The sequence below is a fragment of the Ruegeria profundi genome, assembly GCF_049800715.1.
Lineage (GTDB): Bacteria > Pseudomonadota > Alphaproteobacteria > Rhodobacterales > Rhodobacteraceae > Ruegeria > Ruegeria profundi_A.
This window is the reverse complement of sequence record NZ_JBNAFO010000001.1, coordinates 124,363-137,155: the sequence shown is the minus strand read 5'-3', so window position 1 is coordinate 137,155 and position 12,793 is coordinate 124,363. Positions and strand designations below refer to the sequence as shown.

Sequence of the window (12,793 nt, the reverse complement as noted above, 5' to 3'; positions counted from 1 at the left end):
CCACAGCATTGACCTTCCAAACGAAACAAGGCGGCCCCGACGGACCGCCCTGTTTAAGTTATTCTCAGCACTGTCGGAGCGCCGGGAGATTTCTGGTGTTCCCTCTCGCGCGTTCCTTAGGCCTCGAGGATATCGTCATCCTCGGCCGCTCCGGGCGGCATGTCGAAGTCCAGACCATGGGCCGCGCGGATCTTGTCCTCGATATCCAAAGCGATCCGAGAGTGATCGCGCAGATACTGCTTTGCATTCTCACGACCCTGCCCGATCCGCTCATCCCCGTAGCTGAACCACGAACCCGACTTCTCGACCACACCGGCTTTGACGCCCAGATCCAGCAGTTCACCCATTTTCGAGATGCCTTCGCCATACATGATGTCAAATTCCACCTGTTTGAACGGAGGGGCCACCTTGTTCTTAACGACTTTGACACGGGTCTGGTTACCGACCACTTCATCTCGATCTTTGATTGCGCCGATACGGCGGATGTCCAGACGAACCGAGCTGTAGAACTTCAGCGCGTTGCCACCGGTCGTGGTTTCCGGGCTGCCAAACATCACGCCGATCTTCATCCGAATCTGGTTGATGAAGATTACCATGCAGTTCGAACGGCTGATCGAGCCGGTCAGTTTGCGCATCGCCTGACTCATCAGACGGGCCTGAACGCCGACGTTGCTGTCGCCCATGTCGCCTTCCAATTCGGATTTCGGCGTCAGCGCCGCCACCGAGTCGACCACGACCATGTTCACCGCGCCAGACCGGACCAGTGTGTCGGTGATTTCCAGCGCCTGTTCACCAGTGTCAGGCTGCGAGATCAGTAGTTCATCCAGATCAACGCCCAGCTTACGGGCATATTGCGGATCCAACGCATGTTCTGCGTCGACAAACGCACAGACACCGCCGCGCTTTTGCTGTTCGGCAATACAATGCAGGGTCAGCGTTGTTTTGCCTGAGCTTTCAGGCCCGTAAATCTCAACAATCCGGCCCATTGGCAGACCGCCGATTCCCAGCGCAATATCCAGACCCAGAGAGCCGGTCGAGCTCGCCTCGATATCCTGCTTGGCATCCTCGCCCAGTTTCATGATCGAGCCTTTACCAAACTGCCGTTCGATCTGGGCCAGCGCGCTATCGAGCGCCTTTTGCTTGTCCGCGTTTTTCTTGTCGCTCATCGTCAGAAGATCCGCCATTGTCCTGTCGCCTTCCCTTTTGTCACACCCTTTGCCGGGCGGCAATCGCTGCTTTGTTCGCCTCTTGTTCCTTATGGGACTAAAAAGAGAACATTTCAACTAAAACTTACAGAACCTACTCTTGGCCAATTGTGTTAAAGATCCGTTTACGCCAATCTGTCATCGGAATTATCATCGACATGGGAACGCTAAATGCTTGTTTTCTATAAGGAACGCCTTGCGTTATTATCTGTCCCCAAAACCGGCAGCACCGCATATCACTCCGCGTTGCGCGCCCGAGCCGATCTTGTGATCACCCACCCGCCCGAGCTGAAACACGCACCGGTGCGCCGATATGACAGATTCATTCAGAACATGTTCCGCAAAATGTACGACACCGAGATGGAAATCATGGCCGTTGTCCGTGAACCCATTGATTGGCTGGGCAGCTGGTACAGGTTTCGTCGGCGCGAAGATCGCATAGGTCATCCGCATTCTACGCGCGATGTTAGCTTCGACGCCTTCGTGCAGGCCTATATGCAGACCCCTCAGCCCGAATTTGCCAATGTCGGCAGTCAGAGTCAGTTCTTCCGCCCCCGAAACAACGGCGTTGGGGCCAGTTATGTTTTCAAATACGACCATCAGGACAGAATCGTGGAATTCCTGCAAAGCCGATTGAACTACGACTTCACTTTGCAGCGCGAGAACGTCTCGCCACCCGCAGAGACAATTCTGTCTTCTGAAACCGAAGCGGCATACCGCAAGCATTCTAGGGCCGATTTTGCGGTCTATGACGCGGCGCAATAGGCGTCAGTTCATCTGCTGAAAAACGGCCTCAGTCAGTTGCGTCAAAGAGAATGGTTTGGGCAGAAAGGTCGAGTTCGGAACCTGGGGGCCCGAGTCGCCAAACGCGCCCTCGGTATAGCCCGAGACAAACACGACCCGGACATCGGGCCTTGTCTCCATGGCTTTGGCAACCCAGGTCGGGCCGTCCATTCCGGGCATGACCACATCCGTTACGAACACGTCGACATTCAGGTCGGAATCTTCCAGCAAGGTCAAAGCATCCTCGGCGGATTCCGCCTCGAGCACCGTATAGCCCTTCAGGCGCAACGCACGGGTCGCGAAGGCGCGTACCGGTGCTTCATCCTCGACCAGAAGCACGACGCCCTCACCCTGACGCGCGGTTTTGGAATCCGGCACATCTTCGGGCTGAACCGCGACGGGCTTCGCTTCGACGCAAACCGGCAGGAGCAGGGAAAACTCGGTGCCGCGACTGACAGCGCTATCTACGAATATAAAGCCTCCCGTCTGTTTGACGATCCCATAAACGGTGGAAAGGCCAAGCCCAGTCCCCTCGCCCGTGCGTTTGGTCGTGTAGAACGGCTCGAATACTTTTTGCAGTTTGTCGGCGGGAATACCGACCCCACTGTCGATCACCTTGACGGTCATGTAATCGCCGGGCGGAACCGTGGCCCGGTCTTGGCGTAAGGGCTCGGTCAGGCCCAGCAACTCGGTTTCGATGCGAATCTCACCGCCTTCAGGCATCGCATCGCGCGCATTAACGACGAGATTCATCAACACCTGCTCCAACTGCCGTTTATCAGCACGCACAGGCTTAAGGACAGGATCATGGCTGAGCGTCAATTGAACTTTCTCACCGACCAATCGATTCAATAGGTGGATGAGGTCCGAGATGGTGTCGCGCACGTCCAGAACCTCAGGCCGCAAGGTCTGTTTGCGCGAAAAGGCCAGAAGCTGGCTGACCAGAGCCGCCGCGCGATTGGCATTCTGATTGATTTGAACGAGGTCACCATAGTTGGGATCGTTTTGATCATGGCGCAGCAGCAGCAGATCGCAATGACCTGATATCGCGGTCAATAGATTGTTAAAATCATGCGCAACCCCACCGGCCAACTGGCCGACAGCCTGCATCTTCTGTCCCTGAACAAATTGCGCCTCGAGTGTTTTCAACTCGGTCGCGTCGTTCAGAACCGCGATGAGGTGGGTTTTCCCGTCGATCTGAACACGGTCCAGAGTGACCTGCACAAACAGTTCTTTGTCGTCGAGGGTCAGTCGCTGGAATTCGGATCGGGCGGAATCCTCGCCCGATGCCGTTTGCGCCAGCCACTCGAGAATTGGATGGTTCAGCCCCTGCAGGATCTGGTCAATATTGGTCTCGTTTAGGCAGAGATCACCCAAGAGAGCCAGCGCCATCTGGTTTGCCTGCAGTATGGTCCCCTCGGGCGTCATGCAAATGATCGGCACAGGCAGTTCGGCAAGTGAGGATCCATGCTCCGGATGAACAGGTTGAGAAACCGGCATCAAAACGAGGTGCCGTTCAGCCCCCGACGCCGATACGCCAGTGACTGCGACGCGCGTTTCCCCCTCATAAGCAGGGACCGAGCAGATTTGACCATCATGTGGCAATCCGTTCGGAAAGATATTGTCAATCGAACCCGGTGCCGTGCCGAAAAAGGCCCTCGCGGCAGTATTAAGGTGTAAAAGGCGCCCACCCCGGCCGATGGTCAGTATGGGAAGGGCGATTTTGTCCCACTGCCCTTGGTGACCAAGTTTGAACCGCCAGCAGAACAGATGGTCTCCCAATCGAACAACCGAAACCGGGACATTCTCGCCAACTTTGATGATGTCCTCATCCGCTGAACCATTTGCTTGGGCCAGTGTCTGCAACCTCAGTAGAAGGCTCGACGGGTTGGCGAAGACCGAGCGCAGAACCTCAGGCAGCGTTGCCTCCGGGCTGGCTTTCAACTGTTCGCGCGCAATTGGATTGGCGACCAGAACAGTGCCCTCTCCATCGGCAATAACGCTTGCGCAATCCTCGTGATCTACAAAAGCAGCCAGCACATCAAGGGTTTGATGAGCAGCTTTGTCGGCAAAGAGGCCCCCGATCAGACTCCAGAGAGTCGCAAACAGGACCGAGACTCCTACGACGATCATGCCCTGCGTCCAGTCCGCAGGCACCCGGCCCGTATATGGCGCCACGTATAAAAGACCGGCCAGTCCAACCAGCGCCAAAACACGCGCCGCTGACGGCGTTCTACGCGAGCGGGAACCGAAGAACGGATATGTAGAATCGGACATGGACGACCCTGGTAGCTTTTTTGAGAGCAATAACGATCCAAAATAGTTAATGCCCGCTTAACAGAGTTAAGAGGCTTCGAAAACTACCTTAGGTTGTTTTGAGTGGCTACTTTGTCAGATGCGCAGTGAAAAACCCGTCAACGCCATCGGTGATGCGCCAATTCCGCTCTAGCGTCGCTATCCAATCGGGGTTCTCCGACACAAAGCTTTCGACAACTTGCGCGTTTTCGTCCTGAAGCATCGAACAGGTTGCATAGGCGAGAAGACCTTTGGGATGAACCAGTGCCGCGACCTCACCCAGAATCGCGCGTTGCAGCTTGGTCAATTCGATCAAACGCTCTTCGGTCAGAGCCCATTTCCCGGCCGGAGCGCGCCTCCACGAGCCGCTGCCGGAACAGGGCGCATCGACCAGTACGATGTCAAAGGGCGCGAAACCGGCTAGTTCCGCGGTCTCAACGCAGGTTACTCTTACGCCCGCGCGGTCAGCACGGTTCGGCAGGTCCTGCATGCGCCTCGGGTTGATGTCATGTGCAAACACCTCGACCCCACGATGGGCCGCGAGGGCCAGTGATTTCCCGCCACCGCCGGCACAATAATCAAGAACGCGCAGACCGGGTTTGAGCGGTAAAGCCGCCACAACCGCCTGACTGGCTGCATCCTGTAGCTCGACCAGACCGTCCAGATAAGCCCAGCTTTGAGCAACCTTGCGTGCGCCCTCAATCACGGTCAGAGCCGTCTCGCAGGCGGGATGGAGGTCAGTTTGAACCCCGTCAGCCGCCAAAGCACGGGCCGCGCCTTCCACGTCTGTTTTGAGCAAATTGACCCGAAGATGCACCGGAGCGCGGCTTTGCAGCGCCGCCGCGGCGTCCGTGGCTGCATCCCCCAAAGACGCCGAAAACCGGGGCCAGAGACAGTCTGGAATATCAAACTGCTCGGCCAGTGATACGAAACCGCGACCCTGCTCAGACGCTTCAATCGGCGCAGGCGCGTGGCGTTCGCCAGTGAAGAGAGTGTCAGGCGCCTGCCCCGCAGCACGCAGCGATCCGATCATCAGGCCCCGACCCGTCTCAGCCCCCCCAAGCGCCGCAAAGGACCGTTTGCAGCGCAAGGCCGAAAAAACGTGATCCCGCACCGCCGCGCGATCCTTGGAACCTGCGAACCGGCTGCGCCGCGCCCACCCAGTTAGGGCTTTTTCAACGGGCGCGCCGTCCAGAATTTGGTCAAGGATCTCGATTGAGGCCTGAACACGAGCTGCCGGTGTCATCTTTCTCTCCGTCGGGTTTTCCAAGAACGCGAAACGGCGCCCGCGTAGGGGCGCCGCCTGCAACAGATCACCAGATCACATAACCCGATAATTCGGGCTCTCGCGGGTGATCTGCACGTCATGCACGTGGCTTTCTTTCAGACCCGCACCGGTGATTTTGACGAAATTGCAGTTCTTGCGCATCTCTTCGACTGTGGCACAGCCGGTATAGCCCATGGCCGCGCGCAGACCGCCGACCAGCTGGTGAACAACCGCTCCGGCAGAGCCTTTATAGGGCACCTGCCCTTCGATCCCTTCAGGCACCAGCTTGTCATTGGCGGCATCCTTCTGGAAATAGCGATCCGCCGAGCCGCGCGCCATTGCACCCAAGCTGCCCATGCCACGATAGGATTTGAACGAACGGCCCTGATACAAGATCACCTCACCCGGGCTTTCATCCGTACCCGCGATCATCGAACCGACCATGGCGCATGACGCACCCGCCGCGATGGCCTTGGCGAAATCGCCCGAGAACTTGATACCACCATCGGCAATCACCGGCACATCTCCGGCGGCTGAGGCGCAGTCCATGATCGCCGTCAGCTGAGGCACCCCGACACCGGCCACCATCCGCGTGGTACAGATCGAGCCCGGCCCGATGCCAACCTTGATCGCATCCGCGCCCGCATCAATCAGCGCTTTGGTGGCGTCAGCCGTTGCGACGTTACCTGCAATGATCTGAACTTCGTTCGACAGCGTTTTGGCGCGCTTGACCGCCTCCAGAACACCTTCGGAATGGCCGTGAGCGGTATCGACGACGATGATGTCGACACCCGAGTCGACCAACAGTTCCGAACGCTCAAACCCCGCATCCCCGACGGAGGTCGCGGCGGCAACGCGCAGACGGCCCAGGTGGTCCTTGCAGGCCGTCGGGTTCAGAACGGCTTGTTCCGTGTCTTTCAGGGTCAAAAGACCGGTCAACTTGCCCTCACCATCAACGACCAGCAGTTTTTCGATCCGGCGGGCGCGCATCAGGGATTTGGCCTCTTCCAGATCGGCGGGCTCTTGCAGCATCGCCAGATTGTCCGAGGTCATCATGGCCTTGATCGGCGTGTCATCCGACGTGGCAAAGCGCATGTCCCGGTTGGTCACGATGCCTACAACACGGCCCTGCTCGTCCACAACCGGGAAACCCGTGAAGTTGTAGCGCTGAACCAACGCCTGCGCGTCTGCAAGCGTCTGATCGGCGCGCAGCGTCACTGGGTTGTAGACGATGCCCGATTCGAACCGCTTCACCCGGCGTACCTCGCGGGCCTGTTCCTCGACCGACAGGTTCTTGTGGATCACACCGATCCCACCGGCCTGCGCCATGGCGATGGCCATGCGCGCCTCGGTCACAGTATCCATGGCCGAGCTGAGCAGCGGGATGTTCATGGAAATCTGACGCGTCACGCGCGTCGTCGTATCCGCCGTTGCCGGCAGCACCGAAGATGCGCCCGGAACAAGAAGTACGTCGTCAAAGGTAAGTGCCTCACGAATCTGCATCATCAAACCCCATGCAAAAGCCCGTTTGGCGGTGACCCTATTGCATGGATTGACCCGAAGGAAAAGCCCCAGAACCCAAGTTGTTTGCCCTTGGGTGGGAATAGCACGTCACAAAACGACGCTCGTTGTACAAAACGTGCCGCTGTCAGGGCTTTCCCTTTGTGAATAAACTCATATCTTCCCCGGCATACGCGCGAACACAATTTAGGCAGGCCGACCATGACCACCGACCCCCTTGTCGTCTTTACCCCCTCGGGCAAACGCGGGCACTTTCCCGTTGGCACCCCGATTCTGACCGCCGCCCGACAGCTGGGCGTTGACCTGGATTCGGTTTGCGGAGGGCGCGGCATCTGCTCGAAATGTCAGATCACGCCTAGCTACGGCGAGTTCCCCAAGCACGGCGTGACGGTCTCGGAAGACGCGCTGAGCGAATGGAACGCGGTCGAGCAGCGCTATGACGACAAACGTGGCCTGAAACCCGGTCGTCGTTTGGGCTGTCAGGCCTCGGTTCAGGGTGATGTTGTGATCGACGTGCCGCCCGAAAGTCAGGTTCACCGCCAGGTTGTACGCAAGGCCGCAGCTGCGCGCGCCATCACCATGGACCCGGCCACGCGGCTCTATTTCGTCGTAGTCGAGGAACCCGATATGCACTCGCCCACCGGCGATCTGGAGCGTCTGGAACGTGCCCTGCGCGAGCAGTGGAAGATCGAGGCCGTCACCGCAGATCTGTCCCTGATGTCGAAGCTGCAACCGGTTCTGCGCAAAGGTAAATGGGAAGTCACTGTTGCCGTTCACAAAGGTCATAAGGACCCGGTGGCCCGCATCGTCGAAATCTGGCCCGGCCTGCACGAAGGGGGTCTCTTTGGTTTGGCCATCGACCTCGGCTCGACAACGGTTGCCGCGCATCTGACCGACCTGGAGACAGGTGAGGTCAAGGCATCCTCGGGCCTGATGAACCCCCAGATCCGCTTCGGCGAAGACCTCATGAGCCGCGTTTCCTACGCCATGATGAACCCCGGCGGCGATCAGGAGATGACCAAGGCCGTGCGCGAGGCGATCAATGACCTGACCACCTCGATCGCGGAAGAAGCGGGCATTGACGCAAGCCTGATCGTTGAGACGGTGTTTGTTTGTAACCCGGTCATGCACCACTTGCTGCTGGGTCTGGACCCGGTCGAACTGGGGCAAGCTCCGTTTGCGCTGGCGACTTCGGAAAGCATGTCCCTGCCCGCGCGTGAGATGGACCTGACCACAATGAACCCGCGCGCGCAGATCTACATCCTGCCCTGTATCGCCGGTCACGTGGGCGCCGACTGTGCCGCCGTTGCCCTGTCGGAAGAGCCCGGCAAGTCCGAAGACCTCGTGCTGATCGTGGACGTGGGCACCAATGCCGAAATCCTGCTCGGCAATACCAGCCGTGTTCTGGCTTGCTCGTCGCCTACAGGGCCAGCGTTCGAAGGCGCGCAGATAAGTTCTGGCCAACGCGCCGCCCCTGGTGCGATTGAACGGATCGAGATCGACCCCGTCACCAAGGAACCCCGTTTCCGCGTGATCGGGTCCGAGAAATGGTCGAATGAGGACGGGTTCGATCAGGACATCGCCACCACCGGAATCACCGGCATCTGCGGGTCCGGGATTATCGAGGCCGTGGCCGAAATGCGCATCGCGGGTCTGCTGGACGAAAGTGGGTTGATCGGATCGGCGGAGCAAACCGGCACCCCTCGCTGTGTTCCTGAAGGGCGCACACACGCCTATCTGATCTATGATTCCAGCGCGGAAGGTGGCCCTCGGATCACCGTCACTCAAGGCGATATCCGGGCCATCCAGCTGGCGAAATCGGCACTTTATGCGGGTGCGCGCCTATTGATGGACGAGATGGAGGTCGACCGAGTGGATCGCGTGGTTCTGGCCGGGGCCTTTGGCGCGCATATCTCGACCAAGCACGCGATGGTTCTGGGCATGATCCCGGATGCACCGCTCGACAAGGTCTCCAGCGCGGGCAACGCGGCTGGCACCGGCGCCCGGATTGCACTGTGCAACATCGGCTCGCGCGCCGAGATCGAGCGCGTCGTGCGCGAGATCACCAAGATCGAGACCGCCATCGAGCCGAAGTTCCAAGACCACTTCGTCGCCGCCAATGCGATCCCGCACAAAACCGACCCATTCCCGGAACTCGCACAGGTCGTCACCCTTCCCGCACCGTCCTTTAACACCGGTGGTGGGGAAACCGAAGCCGGCGGAGGACGTCGTCGTCGCAGACGATCGTAAGTTGAGGTTTTAAAGCAGCGGAAGGCTCACATCAATTTGTGGGCCTTCACTTGAACGAAGAGCCGAATTCAGCGTTTTCGGGCCCACCGAACTACATTTCGAAGAACAGCAAAAAAGCAGAACGCAACTACGGCCAATATTCTTGTAAAACAACGGCAGACGACGGGAGTTTGCGTCAACCATTTCGCCAGAGATGAGAGGTGTGCGTCGTAGACTAGGCGGCACCAAACAGTCTCCGCGCTTGGCCGCGCAATCTCCGCCATTCACGAGCAAGCTTCTGCGTCTTAGTCAGTTTGGGGTCTTTGTATGCCCGCAAACGTTCCAGAGCCGTTCCATCTTCGGCGATAATATCGGGGAAATGCGGCGACCCATCGGTATTCAACGCTCGTTCTGGGCGATTTAGATCCTCGCCACAATGCACCCCGGATCCGTCGAGACCGATGTTTTCAGCGTAGCTTTCGTGGGGCGAAAGGCAAAGCCCGCGATTCCGGAAAATCGTGGCGTACCAGAAGATGGCCCATGTGTTGATTTCGCCTCGTGCGTTGTCCAACACTTGCACCCATAAATCTGCCGCGCCATCCAGATTGAACCTGAAAATCTCCTCGTCAGAGAAGCTTGAGATCAACTCTTCGGGATTCTTTTCGAAGTGCGACCAACGGTTTGCCCAAGTAGCCCAACCCCAGCAACTCATGAAACGCAGGAAGGACAAACCGCGCTGGGTGTCCTCTTTTGAGTATGGCTCACAGTAGGCTGAAATGTGCCAGACATTCGCATCAGTTTCATAACGTTGTAGTGCTTTATTCATGTAACTTAGGAAAGCTGGTGACGTAACGATGTCATCCTCCAGAACAATGACCCGACCATGCGTTTCAACAACATGCGAAACGCCTTCGATGATCGAGGTCGCTAGCCCAGCATTCGCTTCGCGTCGTGACAGATGGACCTTGGCAAACCCCTGCAAGTCAGAGAACAGTCCTGCAACCTCATCAACCAATGCGCGTTCATCCCCAGACCGGGGACCGTCTATAAAGACGTAAACTTCAGTTTCTTTGGCCAAAGGCGAGGCCTTCAGAGTTTCGATCACCGAAAGGGTATGTTGTGGTCTGTTGAACGCAAAAAGGCACACAGGTGCCAATTTTTCAGAAGACATCGTGTTCGGCGACATATTCCATTACCTTTCAAACGGTATTGAACCCGCTTACGCCTTGTATCTTAGCGCGTGAGGCGCGACAAATTTTCGAGCCCGCCTAAGACGCACCTACTTCGATCATCGGTACATTTACATAACGCGATGCTTTCTAAAGTATAATGTTATGGAGCGGGTAGCGGGAATCGAACCCGCGCGTTCAGCTTGGGAAGCTGACAGGCTACCATTACATCATACCCGCCGCGAAATTTGAGATACCATCGCCACCTGAGGAACTGCAAGCGCCTTTCGGTGAGGTTTATGGATTACTCTGTCCTCGCCCGCAGAGAGTCGATCAATGATTGGTCAACATCCAATGCCTCGCACGCCGCGTCCAAAGTCCGTTTGTCCAAATGCTGTGGGTTTAGATCTATGTCCTTTGAGAATGCATCAACGATGGTTTGCATTGCATTGATTCTCGCAGATTTTTTGTTGTTAGCCGGAATAACGTGCCACGGTGCAATCTCCGTTGATGTACGCGCCAGCATCTCATCGACGGCGATCCCGGCCTCGTCCCAACGTTCGCGATTGCGGAAATCCTCGTAAGTCAGCTTCCAGCGCTTCAATGGGTTGCGCAGGCGTTCTGTGAAACGCGCCATTTGTTCGTCTTGTGAGATATGAAAGAACAGCTTTACGATCCGGGTGCCGTCATCAACAAGCATGCGCTCGAAATCGTTGATCTCTCGATATCCCGCCCGCCACCGTTTCTCCGGAGTGAACTTCTCGATCCGTTCCACCAGAACACGCCCGTACCAACTGCGGTCAAAGGCCGAGATTGCACCTTCTGGCGGCAAGCGTTCCCAAAACCGCAGCAGATAGTGGCGGTTGAGATAGTAGTTGCGCGGTGCGCCGATCGGCCAGACTTTGAAACTGCGCGGATCAAGCGCCTGGCTGATACGGCGGATCGTGCCACCTTTGCCAGCGGCATCCCAACCTTCAAAGACGATTACACCCTTGGTTCCATGGAAGAGAAAAGCTTGCTGAATACGTGCCAGTTTCGCCTGCAGATCGATCAGCTTGTCGAAATAGACCTTCTTGCCCAACTTCTCACTCAGGTCTGCGTCGGCCAGTTTTGGAGGGTGATGTTTGGACATGAAAGCACCTGATCGTTGCGGAAAAGACCACCCCAGTCTCTACGATATCACGCTTGCTGCATTGATCAGGGTCAAACGAAAAAGGCCGGGCGCAGGGCCCGGCCTTTGATCTGATAGTTCAGAAAATCAAGCGCGACGGCGACGGCCACCGCCGCGACGACCGCCTGCCCCACCGGCCGCAGCCGCTTCTTCAGGCGATTTGTTGAACTTGATCCATGCGCCGCCATGCGGGTCGTTGTTGGTCAGCAGGTTGGCGGCGCGGATGGCCTCCATCTCCTTACCGGCACGCGGCAGGGTCGAGCCCAGACCGAACATCTGAACGAAGGCCTCATCATCCATGCCTTCGGGCAGGATGATACCGGCGGCGGCAACGGCCTCTTTCTTCTCGGCGATTTTCTTCTGCGTCGTCGGTAGAGCAACCGGGTTCATGATCGCGGACGTCATGCCCGCACCCATTGCCATCGGCAGGAACGCGTTGTTGATGCCGTGGCGGTTCGGCAGACCGAACGAGATGTTGGACGCACCACAGGTGGTGTTCACGCCCAGTTCCTCACGCAGACGACGGACCAAAGCGAAGACCTGCTGGCCAGCCGTTGCCATCGCGCCGATCGGCATAACCAGCGGGTCAACAACGATGTCATGCGCCGGGATGCCAAAGTCGGCAGCGCGCTCAACGATTTTCTTGGCCACGTCGAACCGCACATCGGGGTCTTCCGAGATGCCGGTATCGTCGTTCGAGATCGCAACAACCGGAACGTTGTATTTCTTGACCAGCGGCAGAACCAGCTCCAGACGCTCTTCTTCGCCGGTGACCGAGTTCAGCAGCGGACGGCCTTCAGCCGCCTCAAGACCGGCCTCCAGCGCGCCGGGAACCGACGAGTCGATGCAGAGCGGGACGTCAACCAGACCCTGAACCAGCTCAACGATCTGGCGCATCAGCGGCGGCTCGGTCTCGTTCGGGTTGGGGTTCGAGTTGTAGACAACGCCTGCGTTGATATCCAGAACGGTTGCGCCTGCAGCGACCTGGGCCAGCGCGTCTTTTTCAACGGTCGAGAAGTCGCCCGCCTCAAGCTCAGCGGCCAGTTTCTTCCGGCCCGTAGGGTTGATCCGCTCGCCAATCACGCAGAACGGTTCGTCAAAGCCCAGAACGGCGGTTTTTGTTTTTGATTCTACGACTGTACGGGTCATGTCC

Annotated in this window: 9 protein-coding genes and 1 tRNA gene; 2 read left to right on the top strand and 8 right to left on the bottom strand. The window is 57.8% G+C overall.

The genetic code is table 11. The annotated features are described in order from the left end of the window. Positions 1 to 116: 116 nt before the first annotated feature. On the bottom strand, positions 117 to 1,184 hold the full coding sequence (gene recA, locus ACP15L_RS00665) for a recombinase RecA (protein WP_170373677.1): 1,068 nt from the start codon (positions 1,182 to 1,184) through the stop codon (positions 117 to 119). A gap of 192 nt (positions 1,185 to 1,376) precedes the next feature. Here recA and ACP15L_RS00660 point away from each other — a divergent pair, with 192 nt between their 5' ends. Further along, entirely contained in the window at positions 1,377 to 1,970 is a 594-nt protein-coding gene (locus tag ACP15L_RS00660) for a gamma-glutamyl kinase (RefSeq protein WP_425082764.1), read from the top strand. Between the two features lie 3 nt (positions 1,971 to 1,973). Here ACP15L_RS00660 and ACP15L_RS00655 read toward each other — a convergent pair whose 3' ends face one another. From ACP15L_RS00655 to guaB, 3 genes are all read right to left on the bottom strand, one after another. Beyond that, positions 1,974 to 4,265, bottom strand: coding sequence for an ATP-binding protein (locus ACP15L_RS00655; RefSeq protein WP_425082763.1), 2,292 nt, complete (start codon positions 4,263 to 4,265; stop codon positions 1,974 to 1,976). Positions 4,266 to 4,371: 106 nt separating this feature from the next. Further along, the gene (locus ACP15L_RS00650; RefSeq protein ID WP_425082762.1) at positions 4,372 to 5,529 is read right to left on the bottom strand and encodes an RsmB/NOP family class I SAM-dependent RNA methyltransferase; all 1,158 of its coding nucleotides are present in this window, start codon (positions 5,527 to 5,529) and stop codon (positions 4,372 to 4,374) included. Between the two features lie 75 nt (positions 5,530 to 5,604). Continuing rightward, positions 5,605 to 7,053, bottom strand: a complete 1,449-nt coding sequence (gene guaB / locus ACP15L_RS00645; RefSeq protein ID WP_170374314.1) for an IMP dehydrogenase — start codon at positions 7,051 to 7,053, stop codon at positions 5,605 to 5,607. A gap of 219 nt (positions 7,054 to 7,272) precedes the next feature. On the opposite strand from guaB, the gene ACP15L_RS00640 reads away from it, so the two are divergent. Beyond that, positions 7,273 to 9,321 (top strand): ASKHA domain-containing protein, encoded by a 2,049-nt coding sequence (locus ACP15L_RS00640; protein ID WP_425082761.1) that lies wholly within the window; start codon positions 7,273 to 7,275, stop codon positions 9,319 to 9,321. 214 nt (positions 9,322 to 9,535) lie between these two features. On the opposite strand, the gene ACP15L_RS00635 is transcribed toward ACP15L_RS00640, so the two are convergent. The 4 genes from ACP15L_RS00635 to ACP15L_RS00620 form a co-directional block, all read right to left on the bottom strand. After that, positions 9,536 to 10,471 carry a glycosyltransferase gene (locus ACP15L_RS00635; RefSeq protein WP_425083196.1) on the bottom strand — a complete coding sequence of 312 codons (936 nt, stop codon included), beginning with the start codon at positions 10,469 to 10,471 and terminating at the stop codon, positions 9,536 to 9,538. 164 nt (positions 10,472 to 10,635) lie between these two features. Beyond that, a tRNA-Gly gene (locus ACP15L_RS00630) sits at positions 10,636 to 10,709 on the bottom strand. A gap of 64 nt (positions 10,710 to 10,773) precedes the next feature. After that, positions 10,774 to 11,601: a polyphosphate kinase 2 family protein gene (locus ACP15L_RS00625; RefSeq protein ID WP_425082760.1), complete on the bottom strand. Its 828-nt coding sequence runs from the start codon at positions 11,599 to 11,601 to the stop codon at positions 10,774 to 10,776. Between the two features lie 126 nt (positions 11,602 to 11,727). Further along, on the bottom strand, positions 11,728 to 12,789 hold the full coding sequence (locus tag ACP15L_RS00620) for a methyltetrahydrofolate cobalamin methyltransferase (RefSeq protein ID WP_170638737.1): 1,062 nt from the start codon (positions 12,787 to 12,789) through the stop codon (positions 11,728 to 11,730). Positions 12,790 to 12,793: the final 4 nt, after the last annotated feature.

What these genes read in the sequence shown, in the direction of transcription:
- recA (WP_170373677.1), bottom strand. Translation starts at nt 1,184, where the DNA reads ATGGCGGATCTTCTGACGATGAGCGACAAGAAAAACGCGGACAAGCAA.
- ACP15L_RS00660 (WP_425082764.1), top strand. Translation starts at nt 1,377, where the DNA reads ATGCTTGTTTTCTATAAGGAACGCCTTGCGTTATTATCTGTCCCCAAA.
- ACP15L_RS00655 (WP_425082763.1), bottom strand. Translation starts at nt 4,265, where the DNA reads ATGTCCGATTCTACATATCCGTTCTTCGGTTCCCGCTCGCGTAGAACG.
- ACP15L_RS00650 (WP_425082762.1), bottom strand. Translation starts at nt 5,529, where the DNA reads ATGACACCGGCAGCTCGTGTTCAGGCCTCAATCGAGATCCTTGACCAA.
- guaB (WP_170374314.1), bottom strand. Translation starts at nt 7,053, where the DNA reads ATGCAGATTCGTGAGGCACTTACCTTTGACGACGTACTTCTTGTTCCG.
- ACP15L_RS00640 (WP_425082761.1), top strand. Translation starts at nt 7,273, where the DNA reads ATGACCACCGACCCCCTTGTCGTCTTTACCCCCTCGGGCAAACGCGGG.
- ACP15L_RS00635 (WP_425083196.1), bottom strand. Translation starts at nt 10,471, where the DNA reads ATGTCTTCTGAAAAATTGGCACCTGTGTGCCTTTTTGCGTTCAACAGA.
- ACP15L_RS00625 (WP_425082760.1), bottom strand. Translation starts at nt 11,601, where the DNA reads ATGTCCAAACATCACCCTCCAAAACTGGCCGACGCAGACCTGAGTGAG.
- ACP15L_RS00620 (WP_170638737.1), bottom strand. Translation starts at nt 12,789, where the DNA reads ATGACCCGTACAGTCGTAGAATCAAAAACAAAAACCGCCGTTCTGGGC.